Here is a 19,188-nt window from a genome sequence, read left to right on the forward strand (position 1 = left end):
AGCCCTTGGGAGCGAGCCCACACCCTCCCCCAAAGACCCGCTTAGATGTTCTCAAAGTAAAAGTGTTAACATCCCTGTCATGATGACAACAGCCGCGCACCGCGCCGACGCCCCATGTGGCGTCGGTCGCGCTGTCACGAGCGTCCTGCTCGTGGCGCGCCTGCATGTCGATCTCTGCCGCTGCATGTCCGCAGCGTGTCGCGCCTGATCGCGAACTCCTCGATGCAGCGGCACCGTTGACACTTCCACGGTTGCCGCTCCCGTATGTCCCGCTCATTTCCCCGTGCGTCTCTACTGGAGTGTGTCCGTGTCCACGAACACCGCCGACCCGAAGCCCACGAAGTCAGGCTTCCGGATACCCGTCCCCTTCTGGGCCCAGGTCCTGCTCGGCCTCGCCGTAGGCCTGGTACTCGGCTACGTCGCCCGCACGTACGACGTGTCCTGGCTCGCCACCACCCTCGACAAGGTGGGCGGCATCTTCGTGCAGCTTCTGAAGCTGGCCGTGGCCCCGCTGGTCTTCTTCGCGATCATGGTGTCCATCACCAACCTGAGGAAGGTCAACAACGCGGCTCGCCTGGCCGGCCGCACCCTCCTCTGGTTCATGATCACCTCGCTGATCGCGGTCGTCATCGGCCTCGTCATCGGCCTGGTCTCCAACCCGGGCTCCGGCTCCGCGCTCACCCCGGCCGACGGCGCCAAGCCCGACCACACCGGCAGCTGGCTCGACTTCCTCACCGGCATCATCCCGACCGACGTCGTGACGCCGTTCACAGAGCTCAACGTCCTGCAGATCGTCTTCATGGCGGTCGTCGCCGGAATCGCGATCCTCAAGATCGGGCCGAAGGCCCAGCCGATCCTCACCCTCTCCGAGTCCGTCCTGGAGCTGCTGCAGAAGGCCCTGTGGTGGGTGATCCTGCTCGCCCCGATCGGCTCCGCCGGCCTCATCGGCCGTGCCATCGTGCAGTACGGCTGGAACCTGCTCGGCAACTACGCGACCTTCACCGCCGACATCTACATCGGCTGCGCCCTGGTCCTCTTCGGCGTCTACCCGCTGCTGCTCGCCTTCGCCGCCAAGCTCAACCCGCTGAAGTTCTTCAAGGGCGCCTGGCCCGCCATCCAGCTCGCGTTCGTCTCCCGCTCCTCGGTCGGCACCATGCCGGTCACCCAGCAGTCGGCGATCCACCTCGGCGTCCCGAAGGACTACGCCTCCTTCGCCGTGCCGTTCGGCGCGACGACCAAGATGGACGGCTGCGCGGCGATCTACCCGGCCATCTCCGCGATCTTCGTGGCCCAGATCTTCGACGTGCAGCTCGGGATCAAGGAGTACCTGCTCATCGCCTTCGTCTCGGTGATCGGCTCGGCCGCCACCGCCGGTCTGACGGGAGCGACGGTCATGCTGACCCTCACCCTGTCCACCCTCGGCCTGCCGATGGAGGGCGTGGGCCTGCTGCTCGCGATCGACCCGATCCTGGACATGATCCGTACCGCGACCAATGTCGCGGGCCAAGCCCTCATCCCGGTCATCGTCTCCGCGCGCGAGAAGATCCTCGACCGTACGGCGTACGACAACGCTTCGGCCTCCCCGGTCGACGACGTCGCGATCGCCTACAGCGAGCCCCAGCCCGCCGCCTCGGCAGTCGGCTGACCCCCGGCTCACCGACACCTCCCGTACTCGCCTCCGCCCTGCCGGCTTCCCGCCGGCAGGGCGGAGCGCTTTCGCCGAGGCATTCCCACGGCCGCCCCCTTCGCGCCGGGCGCCTCCTCCCCTCGCCGACTTCGCCGCGATCACCCGAAGCAGCGGTGGCTGTGGCGACGCCGCTCAGGCCAGGCCGTAGGACCGGACTGTGCTGTGGGCCAGGTCGGCATCCGGCGACGTGGAGGATCGGAAGGTCCCCGGGCGCCGTGAGGTGCGACAATCCGGCCGTGTCCGAAGAGATGTCGCGCTGGTATCGGGGCCGCCTGATCATGGGCCCCGTCAGGCCGTTCGAGGTCGATGAGCTTGAAGGTCTCGGACATCTGGGGCGATGCCGTCGACAGCGACTCCACCGACTCCTGGCGGCGGACCGTCGAGGAATGGCTCGACAAGGAACTACCGGGCTGGCGTGCAGAGCCGTGGGCGGTGGCCTGAACGAACGGTCCACCGCTCCCCGCCGCGACCGCGCCCGCCTGGAGAAGATCGAGGTCAGCGGCACAGGGTGGTGACAACCCCCCAAGCCGGCGTGGGGACACCCCCCTGCCTTTCCGGTGACTGGCAGGCTGTCTTGGCCGCGCTGCCGTCCCGAGAATCGACGGCATGACGATTTCCACCGACGCCTCCCTCACGGAGCGAACGCCCACCACCCGTTCCCGTACGTCCGGCTCCGGAGCCGGCAGCGACTTCGCCAGACTGTCCCAACGCATCACCGAGGCGGGTCTGCTGAAGCGACGGCCCGGTTACTACACCGTGCGACTCGGACTGGTGATCGCGCTGCTGGCGGCGGGCTGGGGAACCTTCTTCGCACTCGGCGACACCTGGTGGCAGCTGGCGGTCGCGGCCTTCCTGGCGCTGATGTTCGGTCAGGTTGCCTTGGCCGCCCATGACTTGGCGCACCGGCAAGTCTTCCGGAGGCGTCGGCCGAGCGAAATATGGGGCCGGCTCTTCGGCAACCTCGGTATCGGCATGAGCTACGGCTGGTGGATGAACAAGCACACCCGTCATCACGCCAATCCCAACCACGAGGACCTCGACCCCGACGTCGCCCCGGACATCCTGGTGTGGTCCACCGACCAGGCCCGCAACAGCCGCGGTCTGGCCCGCCTCGTCGGTGGACACCAGGCGTCCCTGTTCTTCCCTCTGCTGACGCTGGAGGGCTTCAACCTGCACGTCTCGAGCGTGCGGGCGCTGGGTTCACCATCCATGAAGAACCGGCTGCTGGAGGGCGTCCTGCTCTTCCTGCACATCGCCGCCTACGGGTCCGCGCTGTTCATGGTGCTCTCCCCCGGCAAGGCGGTGGCGTTCCTCGCCGTGCACCAGTGTCTCTTCGGCGTCTACCTCGGTTGCACCTTCGCGCCGAACCACAAGGGCATGCCCACGTTCAGCGGTGACGAACGGCCCGACTTCCTGCGCCGCCAGGTGCTCACCTCCCGCAACGTGCGCGGCGGCCTGCTCACCGACGTGATGCTCGGTGGGCTCAACTACCAGATCGAGCACCACCTGTTCCCGAGCATGCCCACTCCCCATCTGCGGCAGGCCCAGGTCGTCGTGCGCGAGTACTGCGCGGAAGTCGGCGTGCCGTACCACGAGACCGGACTCATCCAGTCCTACCGCGAGGCCCTCAGGCACATGCACCGGGTGGGAGAACCGATCAGGCGGCAGCGCACGGCGTCCTGACCGCGACCCGGCGGGCCCCGCACCGCAGGCGGGGCAGCGGCAGACCGCACCGACCCCGCCACCCGCCCAAGTGAGAAGCCCCTGGGCCCGCGAGCGCGCATCGCCGGGACAGGTACCGCTCGCCCGCGGTACGGAGCACAGCGGGCGAGGGGGCCAGTAGCCTCGGACCATGCCCGAGACCTCAGTAGCGCGCTTCTACGACGAGTTGGCCGACGACTACCACCTGATCTTCGCGGACTGGGACGCGAGCGTGCGCCGCCAGGGGAACGCACTGGACGCCCTGATAGGCCCGGACCGTGCGGCAGTACTCGACTGCTCCTGTGGCATCGGCACCCAGGCCATCGGTCTGGCGCTGCGCGGGCACCACGTCACCGGGACGGATATCAGCCCGCGCGCCGCCGCCCGCGCTGCCCGTGAGGCCGCGCACCGGAAGGTGACGCTGCGCACGGCCGTCGCCGACATGCGACATCTCCCGTTTCCCGACGCCCAGTTCGACGTCGTCGTCTGCGCGGACAACGCCCTGCCCCATCTCCTGACGGAACAGGACGTCCACGCTGCACTGGCGGAGATGCGCCGCGTACTGCGTCCCGACGGCCTGCTGCTGGTCAGCACACGCCCCTACGACGACCTGCTACGCAACCGCCCCGCTTCGACCCCACCGCAGGTCCAGCGGCCCGCGGATGCAGAAGAACGGACCGTCACCTTCCAGCTCTGGCACTGGCACGAGGACGGCGAGCACTACGACTTGGAGCACTTCCAACTCCTCCCGGCAGGCGGTGAATGGCGCGTCAAGGTACGCCGGACCACCTACTGGGCGCTCGGCCGGGACCGACTGGCCGGCCTCGTGGCCGACGCGGGGTTCACGGACCCCGTATGGCGGATGCCACAGGAGACGGGCTTCTTCCAGCCGCTTCTCCTGGCCCGCGCCGACGCGTAGGTGATTCCACCTCCTCGTCTCACGGAGTCCGCGAAGCCTCGCTCAGGCACCGACGTAGGCCGCGAGGTGCTCGCCGGTGAGGGTGGAGCGGGCGGCGACGAGGTCGGCGGGGGTGCCCTCGAAGACGATCCGACCGCCGTCGTGACCGGCGCCGGGACCGAGATCGATGATCCAGTCGGCGTGCGCCATGACCGCCTGGTGGTGCTCGACGACGATGACCGACTTGCCAGAGTCGACGATCCGGTCGAGCAGGCCGAGCAGTTGCTCGACATCGGCGAGATGCAGGCCTGCGGTCGGCTCGTCGAGGACGTAGACGCCGCCCTTCTCGGCCATGTGAGTGGCCAGCTTGAGCCGCTGCCGCTCGCCGCCGGACAGTGTGGTGAGCGGCTGGCCGAGGCTGAGGTAGCCGAGCCCGACGTCGGCGAGCCGGCCGAGGATGCGATGCGCGGCCGGTGTGCGTGCCTCGCCGGCGCCGAAGAACTCCTCGGCCTCCGTCACCGACATCGCCAGTACCTCGCTGATGTCGCGGCCGCCGAGGCGGTACTCCAGCACCGATGCCTGGAACCGCTTCCCCTCACAGTCATCGCAGACGGTGGCGACACCCGCCATCATCGCCAGGTCGGTGTAGATGACTCCGGCCCCGTTGCAGGTGGGGCAGGCACCCTCGGAATTGGCGCTGAACAGCGCCGGCTTCACGCCGCCCGCCTTCGCGAACGCCTTGCGGATCGGGTCGAGCAGTCCGGTGTACGTCGCCGGGTTGCTCCGCCGGGAGCCGCGGATGGCGCCCTGGCCGACCGACACCACACCCGCGCCGGCGGGGATCGACCCATGCACCAGCGAGCTCTTGCCCGAGCCGGCGACGCCGGTGACGACGGTCAGCACGCCGAGCGGGATGTCCACGTCGACGCTCTGCAGGTTGTGCGTCCTCGCACCGCGGATCTGAAGCGTGCCGGTGGGCTGGCGCACCGTCTCCTTCAGCGCGGCCCGGTCGTCGAGGTGGCGGCCGGTGACGGTGTCCGCGGCCCGCAGCCCCTCGACGGTGCCCTCGAAGCAGACGGTGCCGCCGGCCACCCCCGCGCCGGGACCGAGGTCGACGACATGGTCGGCGATCGCGATCACCTCCGGCTTGTGCTCCACGACGAGCACCGTGTTGCCCTTGTCCCTCAGCCGCAGCAGCAGGCCGTTCATCCGCTGGATGTCATGCGGGTGCAGGCCCGTGGTGGGCTCGTCGAAGACGTAGGTGACGTCGGTGAGCGAGGAGCCGAGGTGGCGGATCATCTTGACGCGCTGCGCCTCGCCGCCCGAGAGCGTGCCCGATGGCCGGTCGAGCGAGAGGTAGCCCAGCCCGATCTCCACGAACGAGTCGAGGGTGTGCTGCAGCGTGGCGAGCAACGGCGCCACCGACGCTTCGCCGAGGCCGCGGACCCAGTCCGCCAGGTCGCTGATCTGCATCGCGCACGCATCGGCGATGCTGATCCCGTCGATCTTCGACGACCGGGCCGCCTCACTGAGCCGGGTACCGTCGCAGTCGGGGCAGGCGGTGAAGGTGACCGCCCGGTCCACGAACGCCCGGATGTGCGGCTGCAGCGCCTCCTTGTCCTTGGACAGCATCGACTTCTGGACCCGAAGGATCAGCCCCTCGTAGGTCATGTTGATGCCCGCGATCTTCATCCTGGTCGGCTCGCGGCGAAGGAAGTCGTGCAGTTCCTTCTCGGTGTAGTCACGGATCGGCTTGTCCGGATCGTAGAGGCCCGACTCGGTGTAGAGCCGGTAGTTCCAGCCGCCCGTCTTGTAGCCGGGGATGGTGAGCGCGCCCTCGTTGAGCGACTTGCTCTCGTCGAAGAGCTCGGTGAGGTCGATATCGGTGACCTTGCCCCGACCCTCGCAGCGCGGACACATGCCACCGGTGATGCTGAACTCGCGACGCTCCTTCACGGTCCGTCCGGCGCGCTCCAGGGTGACCGCGCCCGCTCCACTGATCGAGGCGACGTTGAAGGAGAACGCCTTGGGCGAACCTATGTACGGCTGCCCGAGGCGGCTGAACAGGATGCGCAGCATGGCGTTGGCGTCGGTGGCGGTGCCGACCGTGGAGCGGGGGTCGGCGCCCAGCCGCTGCTGGTCGACGATGATCGCGGTCGTCAGCCCTTCGAGCACGTCGACCTCGGGCCGCGCCAGCGTCGGCATGAAGCCCTGTACGAAGGCGCTGTAGGTCTCGTTGATCAGCCGCTGCGACTCCGCGGCGATGGTGCCGAACACCAGAGAGCTCTTGCCCGAGCCGGACACTCCGGTGAACACCGTCAGTCGGCGCTTCGGGATCTCGATGCTGACGTCCTTGAGGTTGTTCTCGCGCACGCCGTGTACGCGGATCAGATCATGGCTGTCGGCAACGTGCGGCGCGGGCTGCCGCGTGTCCGTCGTCGTGGCCAAGCTCATCGTGTCTCCATCCGTGAGGCGGGACCGCCTTCGCGGTCTCCACCGGCATCGCCCGACTCGTTATGACCTACTTCGAGCGATATGTCTGATTGCCGTTCGTCGGCACGCTCGCGGCAACGGTAGCCGACCGAGGGCGCCGGACGGGTGGGCTCCCCGACCGGCCGTCAGACCGGCCGGGGAGCCGTCGCGCGCCAGCTCACGGCCGGGCATTTCACTCATCTCAGGCCAAGTCGGAAAGCGGCGCAGAGGGTGACGCCCATGACGGCCACGCTAGCTGCGGCTGCGTGACCCGCGCTTCTCCGTTCCTGACCGGTCCGGTCGCCTGCTCCCCCACGCACGACGCCCCCGCCCTCGCGGCCTCCCGCACTTCCGCCCGCACTACCCCCTGCCCCCTGATACGTCCGAAGGGACCCCCATGAACCAGGCGATATCCATGCCTCTTCGACCGCCTTGCCGCAAGGCGTCGGCGAAGTGGGTTCTCACCCGAGGGGGCAGCACCGCCCTCCCCCGCTCATGGGGGTGTGTCCGGTGTCCCCCGCTCGGGCGAAGCCGAGAGCGGGGGAGGGTGCCGGGCGTCGCGACGGGTGGGCGAACGTTGCCTGCCGGGGCGTCCAACTAACGAGATGCAAGGGCGAGTTGGTACTCGATCGTTTGATGCGTCGGCGCGTAGCCCAGCTCATCGTTGATCGCTCGCATGTGGAGGTTGGTGTCGGCGGTGTCGGTGAGCAGCCCGCCAAGGTCGGGGTGCCGCTCGCAGGCCTGCCGGATCGCTGTTGCCTTCATCCAGCGGCCGAGGCCGTGTCCGCGGTGCTCGGGCAGGACTCCGGTGCCGTAATGCTGGCCGTCGCCCTTACCGTCGCCGGGGACGACCAGCTCGGTGAATCCGGCGATCGAGCCGTCGGCCTCGTCGATGGCGGCGACGGTGTGCAGCAGATCACCGCGCTGGGCGACGGCCGCAGCCGCTGCCCGGACGCGGTCCACGTCCCAGATCACCGTGCCGTAGTCGGTGTCACCCATGGGCATGTCGTCCATGGCGCGGCGTGACAGCGCGAACGATTCAGCGAGGCTGTCCGGGACGGTGCCGTCCCACGACAACAACTGATAGCCGGGATGCGACTGTTCGATGATCTGCGTCAGCGCCGCAACGTTCGTGTTGGCCAGATGGAGCCGGCTGTAGATCAAGGTCAAGACCTTGCAGAAACCTCTGGCCGACAGGAACTGGGCCCCGGGGGATCCGAGTTCGGCCTGTGCGACGAGTGAGCGGCGGCCGTCCTCACGGGCTGCGTTCACAGCGGCGTTCAGCAGCCGTGTTCCGGTGCCGTTTCTGCGCTCGGCCGGGTGGACGTGCAGTTCAAGCTCGGCAAGGTGATCCTGCCCGGACTTGGTGAACAGCCGCAAGAACGCTGACCCGACGGGGACTCCGCTGGTGTCGGACGCCAGCCAGGCGAGGCGGCGGCTGGAAGGGCCGTGCTCGGGGTCGATCAGCGGGGTGATGCGAATGGACACGAAAGCTCCATCGAGAGTTGACGAATGTCGGAACCGTGGTTCGACAGCTCAGCACTCGTGCGCATGTGCTGCACACCTCCTCCTCGCCGATGGGCCTGCCGCTGTTGCGGACAGCCTGGTGAACCTAGTCAGCCAAGATGCGGACGTGCAAGCGCTTATCCGCTGACGGGCCCACGGCCACCGGTCGCGCACAACTCCCGCAGCCGACTACATGGCCCTGGCTGATCGTCGAACAGCTCACCCTGCCGGCTGTCTTCACGCCGACCGAGCGTGAACTGCTGGTGACGGCCGCGGTTGAGCGCATCGTGGCAACGGAGCAGGCGGGCGGGCCGCGGAAGCGCCCCGAGCGAGTCCGCACGCCACACAAGGTCGACGTCGGCGTAGCCGAAGTCTGCGATCACCTGTGCGCGCCCGGGTCACAGCAGCCGCCGGATTTCCCCCCGGACCCGGTAGAAGCCGCCGGCCGCCGGGTGCAGGGCGTCCACGACATAGCGGGCCCCAGGCTCCCGTATCGCGCGCGGGAACTGTACGTTCCAGGACGAGTCGTAGCCCTCGGACACCACGTGCACGCGCACGCGGCCCCGCTCTTGGGCGCACTCGACGATGACCGCGCCGGCGGGAGCATGGGCGACGGTGGTCACCGCGCCCGCGGCGGTGGCGGGTGCGTAGGTCGGCAGTGCCGCGGCGAGTTTGACGTCCCGCGCCACGGGCACCGTGCCCTGCTGCGCCGCGGCGATGGCCGCCTCGCTCGCGTCCACGCACACCAGCGAGCCGTCCGTGGTCACCAAGTACAGCCGCTCGTCGTGGTACTGCATCGACAGCGCCGAGCCGCCGCCCGTGCCGAGCTTCCACAGGCGGGTGCCGTCCCGGTCGAAGCAGTAGACGGACGATGCCGCGTCACCGGCGAAGACGAACCGCCCGTTGGGTGAGCTGGCGCAGGAGTACACCGCGCTGTCGCAGGCGTAGGTGGCCTCGATCGCTCCGGTCGCCTTCGACAGCCGCTGGACCACACGGTGCGCCGTCCCCGCGTACACGGTGTCGTCCTCCTGCCAGCCGAACAGGACGCCGCCCCGCGTGGGTGTGTGCCACAGCTCGCCGCCGCCGTCGGGCGAGTAGGCGGTGACGCCCCGGTGGTGACCGTGGTAGACGGCCCGGTCGTCGGCTCGGATCATCCACGCATGCTCGCCCTGGCTGCGGCGGGCCCACTGGTGCTCGTCCTCGTGGTCGATGACGGTGAGCCGGCCGTCGCGGTCCGAGACATTGAGAATGCCCTCGTGGATGTCCAGCCAGAAGATGTCGACGTCCGCTGCAATGTCGTACGCGGCGAACGGCAGCTTCGAGGACAGGTCGTAGACCTTGCCGTCGTCGCAGCCCGCGTAGATCCAGAAGTCGTCGGCGACCAGGCACTTCACGCCGTCCGGCAGATTGAAGCGGGCGAGGACACCACCGTCGTGGTCCAGGGTGTAGACGTCGCCTGCCTGGTTGCCGACCCAGCAGTGCTCGTCGTCGACATGGATACCGAACGCCGCGGAGCCGGTACGGAACCGCCACAGCACGGGTGCCACGGCGCGCGCGGTGGACGGAGCCGAGGTCACCTGACGCCGCGTCACCGAGCGCGGGGCACGCTGGCCGGGAACGGCCGGGGCGTATCCCTTGCGGACCTTCTCCCCGACCTTCTTCGCTGCGGCGGTCCGCGCCTTCTCCGCCGTGGGGAACGTCGTCGTCTGCGTCTGCCCGGCGGCGCCGATCCGCCCGTACCGCACCGTCACCGTCTGACCGTCGACGGCCACCTCGTAGAACTTGTGCGCGCCGCCGCCCTCCTGCGACAGCTCCAGATACGTCGTCGATGCCGTGGACCCCGTAGACATGGCAGACCTCTCCCCAGGGCGGACCCGCGGCTTGTCCGGCAGGTCCCACTGCTCAAACCGTAGGAGGAGCCACTGACAATCGCCGGACGGGCCGGGCGCGGCAGCGGTTGCGTGCCCGGCGTCCAACGCCGCCCCAACGGCGACATGGAGAGGTGGGGGCGCCGGCTGGCGACCAAGAGGAGTCTTCCGTCCACGACGGTCGGCGCGGCGTCCGCCCGGCAGGCGCTACCGAGGCCCGATGGAGAACTGCTGGAATTCCACGATTACATGACCAGCCAAAAGCCTATGCTGCCGAGATGATCAAGCCTGTTGAACTTGTCATATTCGACTGCGACGGCGTGCTGGTCGACAGCGAACGCATCGCGGCCCGCGTCCAGGTCACCCTCGGCGCGGAACTGGGCTGGCCGCTCACCGAGGAGGAGGTCATCGGCCGGTTCATCGGCCGTTCCAGTGCCTCCATCCGCGAGCAGATCTCCGCCCGGCTCGGCGAGAAGACGGCCGCACTGTGGTCGGCGCGGTTCGAGCAACTTCACCGGGAGGCAGTGGACGACGGTCTCGCCCCCGTCGAGGGACTGCCCGAGGCGCTCGATGCCATCACACTGCCGACCTGCGTGGCCTCCAGCGGATCCCACGACAAGATGCGCCACACTCTCGGCCGCACCGGCCTCTACGAACGCTTCGTCGGCCGCATCTACAGCGCCGCCGAAGTCGCCCGCGGCAAGCCCGCCCCGGACCTGTTCCTGTACGCCGCCCGGCAGATGGGTGTCGACCCCGCAGCCTGCGTGGTGGTCGAGGACAGCGAGCCCGGGGTCCGGGCCGCCCGCGCAGCCGGCATGCGCGCCTTCGGCTACGCCGGAGGACTGACTCCGGCCGAGCGGCTCGAGGGTCCGGGTACCACCGTCTTCCACGACATGCGCACACTCCCCTCCCTCATCGCCGAGCAGTAACCACCTTGCGCGGAGCCATGATTGCCACACATCCGCAGCTGCTCGGCTCCCGCCTCTGGCCCCCAGGACATACCGGACGGTATACAAGGCCAGTCGACCGCGCGAGCGCCCCTCGGTGCAGGACCCGCGCGATATCCCGTACTCAGACGGAGGGCTTTCATGGTGAACGACAGACAGACGGGCAAAGCGGCAAGCCGTCGCCGATGGCCGGTCAACGTGGCGGCGGCGCTTGGCGGTTGCACCCTCATCGCCGCTTCCACCGTGCCTGCCGCAGCGCACCCCGGGGGACCCGGCAACGCCATGCACTACGTGTCACTCGGGGACTCCTACACCTCGGGCCCCCTCATCCCACAGCAGGTGGACGAGAACTGCGCCCGCTCCGACCACAATTACCCCTCGATAGTGGCGACGGAGCGACGAGCGGCCGCGTTCAAGGACGTGAGCTGCAGCGGAGCGACGACCGAGCACATGTGGACGGCGCAAGGGACCAATGGTCCGCAGCTGAACGCGGTGGAGCGAGACACCGATCTGGTGACGGTCCAGATCGGCGGCAACGACATGGGCTTCGGCTCCATCATCGCCACCTGCGCAGGCCTCGGCTTCCGGGACCCGGCGGGAAACCCGTGCCAGCGCTACTACACCTCGTCCGGGGTCGACCAGTTGAAGGTCAACATCGCGCAGACCGAACCGAAGGTCAGCCGGGTACTGCAGGCCGTGCGGGCCAAGGCCCCGCACGCACGGGTGCTCGTCGTCGGCTACCCGGACCTCCTGCCGGACGACGGCAGCGGCTGCTTCCCCGTGGTGCCGTTCGCGTCGAAGGACTTCCCCTATCTGCGGGACACCGAAAAGCAACTGAACGCGATGCTTCGCCAGGTGGCCAAGCAGAATCACGCGGAGTACGTCGACACCTACGGGCCCACGCTCGGCCACGACATGTGCAAGTCGCCCGCGGACCGCTGGATCGAGCCGTTGCAGCCGACCTCGCCCGCGGCCCCTGCACACCCCAACGCCAAGGGTGAGAACGTGATGGCGCATGCCGTACTGGAGCGCCTGGGCAAGGGGCGCGGACAGGACTGAAGCGTGCAACGCCTTGTGAGGGCACGCCACCACGGCGCGCCCTCACAGGGCGCGCATCGGCGTCCGGGGGCCGCACGCCCGGCCGAGGGCGCCTGCGGAACGGTGTGGCGGCACCAGCCCCCGCCGGCGAACAGGGCCACGAAGAAGCACCCATCGCCGCTCGGCTCTCCGGCCACACGGGTCGGCCATTCGGGTGAACTCCCAGCCCGTCCCAGACGTGTGACCAGCGGTGCTCGTCCGCGCCGGTGTGGGGTTCCCAGAGGAACTGGACTGAAAGGCGACAAACGGGCAACGTTCCCCTTCATGCCCCCCTGGAACGCCCCCCGAAAGGTGACACGATGACGACGGCGACCACGGCGCTCCGGACGCCGTCCGCCACCTCCACCGCGACCGCCACCAAGGTTCCTGCGCCCGCTTCGCCGTCATTACTGCCGTCCCTCACGGGACTGCGGTGGGTGGCCGCGCTACTGGTCTTCGGACTGCACGTGCGCAACTTCGGCTATTTCTCAGGCACCGGTGACCGCATCGCGACATGGGCCTTCGGATCCGGCGCGAATGGAGTGTCGTTCTTCTTCGTTCTGTCCGGGTTCGTACTGGCGTGGTCCGCGCGGCCGCGCGACCGTGCGCTCGCCTTCTGGCGGCGGCGCTTCGCCCGTATCTTTCCCGTCCATCTGGTCACCGCCGCGATCGCGCTGCTCATGGCCTGCACGCTGGCCCATCAGGCGAAGCCGACACCGTCCCAGACACTGGCCAATGTCCTGCTGGTGCATTCCTGGTGGCATCCGTGGTGGCAGACGCTGAACCCGGTCAGCTGGTCGTTGGCCTGCGAGGCGTTCTTCTACGTGGCCTTCCCCCTGCTGGCACTTCTGCTGCGCCGTCTCGGCGCCCGGGGATCAGCAACGCTGGCCGGAGCATCGGTGCTGACCGTACTGGTGCTTGCCTGGGTGGACGCGCACCACTGGCTGGGCGAGACGATGAATGCGTTGCCCGTCGCACGCCTGCCCGAGTTCGTCCTCGGCGCCACCGTCGCCCGGCTGGTACTCCTCGACCGGTGGCGCGGGCCCGGCCTGGAGGCCTCCCTTGCCCTGGCGGTCGTCGGCTACTTCCTGGTCCCGCAGGTCACCGCCGGGTACCCGGCCACGATCTGCACCATCATCGGCTTCGCCCTGCTCGTCGCGGCCGCGGCCATTGCGGACCTGCACGGCCTGCCCTCGCTGTGGCGGCGCCGCCGACTGGTGCGGTTGGGGGAACTCTCGTTCGCCTTCTACATGGTCCACTTGCTGGTGCTGCAGGCCGCCACCCATCTGCTCGGCACCTCCCCCCGCTTCGGCGTACTGATGGGCCTGACCACCACCGCCGTCACGTTCACCGTGTCCCTCGGCCTGTCCTGGGTCCTGTACGAGGCGGTGGAACGTCCCGCAAGGCGCCTGCTGCTCCGCAGCCGCCGTGGCTCCAGCACACAACCGAAAACTGCTCCGCCCGCCCGTGGTGCCCGGGGCGTAGCGCCTGACTGAGGTACCTGGCCGGGGCGTCGGCGCCAACTGGTGGACGATGTCGTCATGCTTCGGGCCGAGGGCGTCCGGGCCGGCCGGTGAGGGTCGGCCCGGACGTCATGATCAGGCGAGGTCGAACCGATCGAGGTTCATCACCTTGTCCCACGCCGCGACGAAGTCGCTCACGAACTTCTCCTTCGCGTCGTCGCTCGCGTAGACCTCCGCGAGCGCGCGCAGCTCGGAGTTCGAGCCGAAGACCAGGTCAGCACGGGTGCCGGTCCACTTGAGCTCACCCGTGGCCGCGTCACGGCCCTCGAACGTGTTCTGGTCCTCCGACGTCGCTTTCCATGCCGTGTCGAGGTCGAGCAGGTTGACGAAGAAGTCGTTGGTCAGCCTCCCCGGGGTGTCGGTGAAGACGCCGAGCTTCGAGTTGTCGTGGTTCGCACCCAGGACACGCAGACCACCGACGAGGACCGTCAGCTCGGGGGCGCTCAGCGTAAGCAGGTTCGCCCGGTCGAGCAGCAGATACTCGGCCGGCAGGCGATTGCCCTTGCCGACGTGGTTACGGAACCCGTCGGCGGTCGGCTCCAGCGCGGCGAACGAATCCGCGTCGGTGTGCTCGTCCGTCGCGTCGACGCGGCCCGGGGTGAAGGGGACCTCGACGTCATAGCCGGCGTCCTTGGCGGCCTTCTCGACGGCCGCGCTGCCGCCGAGCACGATCAGGTCTGCCAGGGAGACCTTCTTGGCACCGGAGTTGAACTCCCGCTGGATGCCCTCCAGGGCACGCAGCACCGTCGCGAGCTCGTCGGGGTTGTTGACCTCCCAGCCACTTTGCGGCTGCAGGCGGATACGGGCGCCGTTGGCGCCGCCGCGCTTGTCGCTGCCGCGGAAGGTCGAGGCCGAGGCCCATGCGGTGGAGACCAGCTGCGAGACGGTCAGGCCCGAGTCGAGGAGCTTGGCCTTGAGGGCCGCGATGTCCCCGGCGCCGATGACCTCGCCCTCGGCCTCCGGCAGCGGGTCCTGCCACAGCAGGGTCTCGTCCGGGACCTCCGGGCCCAGGAACAGCGACTTCGGGCCCATGTCGCGGTGGGTCAGCTTGTACCAGGCCCGGGCGAAGGCGTCCGCGAACTCCTCGGGGTGCTCATGGAAGCGGCGGGAGATCGGCTCGTAGATCGGGTCGAAACGCAGCGCCAGGTCGGTGGTGAGCATCGATGGGGCGATCTTCTTCGAGGAGTCGTGGGCGTGCGGGACGGTGCCCTCACCGGCGTCGCCCTTCGGCTTCCACTGTTTGGCGCCGGCCGGGCTCTCGGTCAGCTCCCACTCGTAGCCGAAGAGGTTGTCGAAGAAGCCGTTGCTCCACTGGGTGGGCGTGGTGGTCCAGGTGACCTCCAGGCCGGAGGTGATGGCGTCCGCGCCCTTGCCAGTGGCGTAGGTGCTCTTCCACCCCAGGCCCTGTTCCTCGAGGGAGGCGGCCTCGGGGGCGGCGCCGACATGGTCCGCCGGGCCCGCACCGTGGGTCTTGCCGAAGGTGTGGCCGCCCGCGATCAGAGCGACGGTCTCCTCGTCGTTCATCGCCATCCGGCGGAACGTCTCACGGATGTCGCGGGCCGCGGCGATCGGGTCCGGGTTGCCGTTCGGACCCTCCGGGTTGACGTAGATGAGGCCCATCTGGACCGCGCCGAGCGGGTTCTCCAGCTCGCGGTCGCCGGTGTAGCGCTGGTCGTCGAGCCAGCTGGTCTCGGGACCCCAGTAGACGTCTTCCTCCGCCTCCCAGACATCCGCACGGCCGCCGCCGAAGCCGAAGGTCTCGAGGCCCATCGACTCCAGGGCGACATTGCCGGCCAGGATCATGAGGTCGGCCCAGGACAGGCTTTGGCCGTACTTCTTCTTGACCGGCCACAGCAGGCGGCGCGCCTTGTCGAGATTCGCGTTGTCCGGCCAGCTGTTGAGGGGGGCGAAGCGCTGCTGCCCGGCCCCGGCGCCGCCACGGCCGTCGCTGATCCGGTAGGTGCCCGCGCCATGCCACGCCATCCGGACCATGAACGGGCCGTAGTGACCGAAGTCGGCCGGCCACCAGTCCTGCGAGGTGGTCAGTACCTCCGCGATGTCCCGCTTCACCTGCGGGAGGTCAAGGGTCTTGAACGCCTCTGCGTAGTCGAACTCCTGGCCGAGGGGGTTGGCCACGGCGGGGTTCTTGGCAAGGATCTTCAGGTTGAGCCGTTCCGGCCACCACTGGCGGCTTCCACCGCCCTGGGTCGGGTGCGGGGCGCGCCCGTGAGCGACCGGGCAACCGCCCGCGCCCTCCGTCTGGGACTGGTTCGCATCGAGGTTCTCAGCCATGGAAATCCTTCCGGACTATGTGGAACACGGTGCACAGGAATTGCTGAAGGTGGAACAGTCGGGGCACAGGCCCCAGTAGACGACCTCGGCTTCGTCGATCGAGAAGCCGCGGTCGTCGGAGGCGGTCAGGCAAGGGGCGTCGCCGATGGAGCAGTCCACGTCGGCGACGACACCGCAGGAGCGGCAGACGACGTGATGGTGGTTGTCCCCGACGCGTCCCTCGAACCGGGCCGGGCTTCCGGCGGGTTCGATACGGCGTACGAGTCCCGCCCCGGTCAGCGCGTGGAGGGCCTCGTACACGGCCTGGAGGGAGATATGACCTACGCGATCGCGTACCCCGGTGGCGATCGCCTCGGCGTCCAGATGGTCACCGTCCCGGATGGTCTCGAGCAGCGCGACGCGGGCGGCCGTCACCCGCAGTCCGGCACCGCGCAGTTCCTCGGCGGTGGTCGGAGTCCGGGGTGCCGTCATGGCGCCGAACCTACCGCCACAAACTCGAATGCCTCAAGGAAACGAAGAGTACAAGTCTGGTACTTGTCAGGTGGCGCTCACCCTGGTGTGGCGTGACGTGCTGTCGACAGCGGTCTCGGGGCACATCGCCGCCAGGCCGAATTGATGACAGAACGAATACGTGTGCGAGAGCTCACCCTCCCCGTAGGGGGCTTGTTCCGGGCCCGGGCGGAAACTCACCCCATCGGACCGTTAGACTTGCCCGGCTTGGCCGACGGCCATCCGCACGCTGACCTGCGGTCAGCGCAGCCGAGACACCGACGAAGCCCTGTGGCAGCTCCCCACGAGTGCACACCAACCCACTCCGCAGTGCGTCACAGGCACCTGGCACATCAACACTCTAAAGCTCTGGTTGAGCACAAGACATAACTCGAGAAGAGCAACAGACTCCACCTATCCGTACCATCCTTACACCGGGCTGCTCGCAGTGGTCACCATTTCTGCCACTCGGTCCAGCCCGAGAACGCATGAGCCTGGATCTCCCATGCCTGTGCCCCAGTCGCCGCATACCGGCCACGAAACCGAAGAAAGGACGACACCATGTCGCAGAACACGACCGCCACCACTGAACTGACAACGCAGTACGCCGCCCAGGTGACCAGCGACCTCGAACGCAACACCAAGGAGCAGGACCGCGTCAGCGCGGAGATCGCCGCACTGCAGGACCAGCTCGTCGCCCTGCAGCATGACCACTCCGTGCTCGTCAACGTGCAACAGGTGCTGGGCGCTTCACCGGCCTCGGTTCAACCCGTGCCGGCCCCGGAAAGCGCCACCGTGCCCGCTCCCCGTAAGAAGCCCGCTGCCGAACCCGGCCCGGGCAAGCGGACGCGAGCGAAGAAGGCCGATACCGCGCAGGGCCGCTCGGCCGCCAAGAAGCCCGCCGCCAAGAAGCCGGCCGCCAAGAAGCCCGCGGCCGAGAAGCCCGCCGCCAAGAAGCCCGCAGCCGCGAAGGGCGCCAAGCCCACGTTGGTCGAACTGGTCCGCGACCACCTCGCCGAGCAGGGCGAACCGCGCTCCGCCGCGGAGGTCACGACCGCACTCGACACGGCCCACCCCGAGCGCGGCATCAAGCCCACCGTGGTACGCAACACCCTCGAAGGGCTCGTGGCCAAGAACCAGGCTCAGCGCACCAAGCAGGGCTCGTCCGTCTTCTACGCCGCCTCCGACGCGGCCGGGCAGACTGCTGCATCGGCCAAGGGTGAGTCGCAGTCGGAGCAGGGCGAGTAGGACCGTTGAGCGGCGCGCTGCCGCTGCGGCGGCAGCCGACCCGGCTCTCCTGCCGTTGGACGGTCCGGCAGCCGGTGTCGGCCGGCTGCTTGCCCGATCAGGTTCATGCGGCATGAGGTCACCTGACGCCCGATCCCCGCTGTGGCCCCATGTGCCATGCTTGGCGTCCCACACGCGGGGAGGGTCTCATGGCGGGGGATGCCGACGGCACGGCAGTGCACGGTGATCGGCTTTGGTACGCCGCCAACGAGATCCTGGCGTTCCTGCTTGAGCTTGCCGCGCTGGTGTGCCTGGGGTGGTGGGGATCTGCCGTAGGCCACAACGTCGTCGTCCACGTCGTGTCGGCCGTGGGAACGCCGCTCCTGGCCATCGTGCTGTGGGCGTTGTTGGCCGCGCCGAAGGCGAAGTTCAGGCCGGGGCCACCGGTCGTGCTCTTCGTCAAGGCGATCGTGCTCGGCGGTGGTGCGGCTGCTCTGTACGGAGTCGGGCACCCCATCGCGGGACTGGTCATGGCGGTCGTCGTGGTCGCCAATACAGCGGTGGCTGAGGCCTTCCGCCACAGCCCCCGTCGTCCATGACGCAGGCCCGGCGGGCAAGCGAGGGGCCGGGACCGGCGCACCAGCGCTGACCGGGGGTTCGGGCGATCGCAGTCAGAGCACTGAAACTCTTGCGCGGCCCCGCGTCGGGGGAATCCCGTCACACGAAGCCCTGGCCACGGCCGTACGTTGTGCGGCATGAAACGAGCCGGTTGTCTCGTGTTCGCGGCCTTTCCCGTCGTCGTCACCGTGGCGTTCCACGTCTTCGTGCCCACCCAAGAGGATGGTTCGGACACAAAGAGGTGCCGTACGCCGGTCAGAAGGACGTCCTCCGCACGGCTCCGGCGTGGCTCGACGCAGCCGCGTGACTCGCTGGTTAGCTAATAGCCATTCAGGTCTTCGACGGAACGAGGCGGACATGGGCGACGTGAACGAGGTGAACAAGCGGATCATCGGCCAGTTCCGGGCACAGGGCGGGATCGTGGACGGCCCCTTCGAAGGCAAGCATCTGCTGCTTCTGCACACGGTCGGCCGCCGTACTGGCCAGGAGAGGGTGAACCCCCTGGTGTATGCGGCCGACGGTGAGAGTTTCCTCGTCTGCGGCTCCTCGCGCGGCGCGGAGAAGGATCCGGCGTGGGTGGGCAACGTCGCCGACATGTCCGAGGTGACGATCGAGGTGGGCAGGCGGATCCTCAGGGCGACGCCTACCGTCGTGACGCACACATCACCCGAGTGGGAGCGTCTCTACGGGATCTGGTCACAGTACTGGCCTGCCAGTGCCCAGTACGAGTCCAAGACATCGCGCAAGTTCCCCATCGTGAGACTCGATCCCGTCGCATCCAACGTTGACTCAGCTACGAAGTCGGCACGAGCCGATGACGGTTGCGACGGGGGCGAGCACTCGGCTTTGCGCTCATAGCGGCAGTAGAGGGTCACACAAAAAG

At 68.6% G+C, this 19,188-nt stretch carries 15 protein-coding genes and 1 pseudogene; 11 read left to right on the forward strand and 5 right to left on the reverse strand.

Annotation, left to right across the window (positions count from 1 at the left end):
- Nucleotides 1-301 precede the first annotated feature (301 nt).
- The 4 genes from BIV24_RS10420 (at nucleotide 302) to BIV24_RS10430 (ending at nucleotide 4,307) form a co-directional block, all read left to right on the forward strand.
- Nucleotides 302-1,645 carry a dicarboxylate/amino acid:cation symporter gene (locus tag BIV24_RS10420; protein ID WP_107459335.1) on the forward strand — a complete coding sequence of 448 codons (1,344 nt, stop codon included), beginning with the start codon at nucleotides 302-304 and terminating at the stop codon, nucleotides 1,643-1,645.
- 348 nt (nucleotides 1,646-1,993) lie between these two features.
- Nucleotides 1,994-2,128, forward strand: a complete 135-nt coding sequence (locus tag BIV24_RS35985; RefSeq protein ID WP_281247722.1) for a hypothetical protein — start codon at nucleotides 1,994-1,996, stop codon at nucleotides 2,126-2,128.
- 165 nt (nucleotides 2,129-2,293) lie between these two features.
- Complete coding sequence (locus BIV24_RS10425) at nucleotides 2,294-3,370, forward strand: fatty acid desaturase family protein (protein ID WP_071365948.1); 1,077 nt, start codon at nucleotides 2,294-2,296, stop codon at nucleotides 3,368-3,370.
- A 169-nt stretch (nucleotides 3,371-3,539) separates the two neighbouring features.
- Nucleotides 3,540-4,307, forward strand: coding sequence for a class I SAM-dependent methyltransferase (locus tag BIV24_RS10430; RefSeq protein WP_071365949.1), 768 nt, complete (start codon nucleotides 3,540-3,542; stop codon nucleotides 4,305-4,307).
- A 42-nt stretch (nucleotides 4,308-4,349) separates the two neighbouring features.
- On the opposite strand, the gene BIV24_RS10435 is transcribed toward BIV24_RS10430, so the two are convergent.
- Nucleotides 4,350-6,740 carry an ATP-binding cassette domain-containing protein gene (locus BIV24_RS10435; protein ID WP_071365950.1) on the reverse strand — a complete coding sequence of 797 codons (2,391 nt, stop codon included), beginning with the start codon at nucleotides 6,738-6,740 and terminating at the stop codon, nucleotides 4,350-4,352.
- A 615-nt stretch (nucleotides 6,741-7,355) separates the two neighbouring features.
- Nucleotides 7,356-8,246, reverse strand: coding sequence for a GNAT family N-acetyltransferase (locus BIV24_RS10440; protein ID WP_071365951.1), 891 nt, complete (start codon nucleotides 8,244-8,246; stop codon nucleotides 7,356-7,358).
- 218 nt (nucleotides 8,247-8,464) lie between these two features.
- Between BIV24_RS10440 and BIV24_RS35200 the strand changes: the two are divergent.
- Nucleotides 8,465-8,563 (forward strand): annotated as a pseudogene (locus BIV24_RS35200) (TetR/AcrR family transcriptional regulator); the annotation flags it as partial.
- A 99-nt stretch (nucleotides 8,564-8,662) separates the two neighbouring features.
- Here the strand turns inward: BIV24_RS35200 and BIV24_RS10445 are convergent.
- Complete coding sequence (locus tag BIV24_RS10445) at nucleotides 8,663-10,114, reverse strand: WGR domain-containing protein (RefSeq protein ID WP_071365952.1); 1,452 nt, start codon at nucleotides 10,112-10,114, stop codon at nucleotides 8,663-8,665.
- A gap of 296 nt (nucleotides 10,115-10,410) precedes the next feature.
- On the opposite strand from BIV24_RS10445, the gene BIV24_RS10450 reads away from it, so the two are divergent.
- The 3 genes from BIV24_RS10450 to BIV24_RS10460 all read left to right on the forward strand — a co-directional run bounded on the left by BIV24_RS10450 (nucleotide 10,411) and on the right by BIV24_RS10460 (nucleotide 13,652).
- Nucleotides 10,411-11,061: an HAD family hydrolase gene (locus BIV24_RS10450; RefSeq protein WP_071365953.1), complete on the forward strand. Its 651-nt coding sequence runs from the start codon at nucleotides 10,411-10,413 to the stop codon at nucleotides 11,059-11,061.
- Nucleotides 11,062-11,220: 159 nt separating this feature from the next.
- Nucleotides 11,221-12,138, forward strand: coding sequence for an SGNH/GDSL hydrolase family protein (locus BIV24_RS10455; protein WP_071365954.1), 918 nt, complete (start codon nucleotides 11,221-11,223; stop codon nucleotides 12,136-12,138).
- A 338-nt stretch (nucleotides 12,139-12,476) separates the two neighbouring features.
- Nucleotides 12,477-13,652, forward strand: coding sequence for an acyltransferase family protein (locus tag BIV24_RS10460; protein WP_071365955.1), 1,176 nt, complete (start codon nucleotides 12,477-12,479; stop codon nucleotides 13,650-13,652).
- 102 nt (nucleotides 13,653-13,754) lie between these two features.
- Here BIV24_RS10460 and katG read toward each other — a convergent pair whose 3' ends face one another.
- Nucleotides 13,755-15,971, reverse strand: coding sequence for a catalase/peroxidase HPI (katG, locus tag BIV24_RS10465; RefSeq protein ID WP_071365956.1), 2,217 nt, complete (start codon nucleotides 15,969-15,971; stop codon nucleotides 13,755-13,757).
- A gap of 15 nt (nucleotides 15,972-15,986) precedes the next feature.
- Nucleotides 15,987-16,442, reverse strand: coding sequence for a Fur family transcriptional regulator (locus BIV24_RS10470; protein ID WP_071365957.1), 456 nt, complete (start codon nucleotides 16,440-16,442; stop codon nucleotides 15,987-15,989).
- Between the two features lie 579 nt (nucleotides 16,443-17,021).
- On the opposite strand from BIV24_RS10470, the gene BIV24_RS34295 reads away from it, so the two are divergent.
- The 3 genes from BIV24_RS34295 to BIV24_RS10485 all read left to right on the forward strand — a co-directional run bounded on the left by BIV24_RS34295 (nucleotide 17,022) and on the right by BIV24_RS10485 (nucleotide 19,163).
- The gene (locus BIV24_RS34295; RefSeq protein WP_071365958.1) at nucleotides 17,022-17,708 is read left to right on the forward strand and encodes a hypothetical protein; all 687 of its coding nucleotides are present in this window, start codon (nucleotides 17,022-17,024) and stop codon (nucleotides 17,706-17,708) included.
- Nucleotides 17,709-17,896: 188 nt separating this feature from the next.
- A complete protein-coding gene (locus BIV24_RS10480) occupies nucleotides 17,897-18,286 on the forward strand; it encodes a YrdB family protein (RefSeq protein WP_071365959.1) in 390 nt (129 codons plus the stop codon).
- Nucleotides 18,287-18,662: 376 nt separating this feature from the next.
- Nucleotides 18,663-19,163, forward strand: a complete 501-nt coding sequence (locus tag BIV24_RS10485) for a nitroreductase/quinone reductase family protein (RefSeq protein WP_071365960.1) — start codon at nucleotides 18,663-18,665, stop codon at nucleotides 19,161-19,163.
- Nucleotides 19,164-19,188: the final 25 nt, after the last annotated feature.

The organism is Streptomyces colonosanans (genome assembly GCF_001866645.1).
GTDB classification, from domain to species: Bacteria; Actinomycetota; Actinomycetes; order Streptomycetales; family Streptomycetaceae; genus Streptomyces; species Streptomyces colonosanans.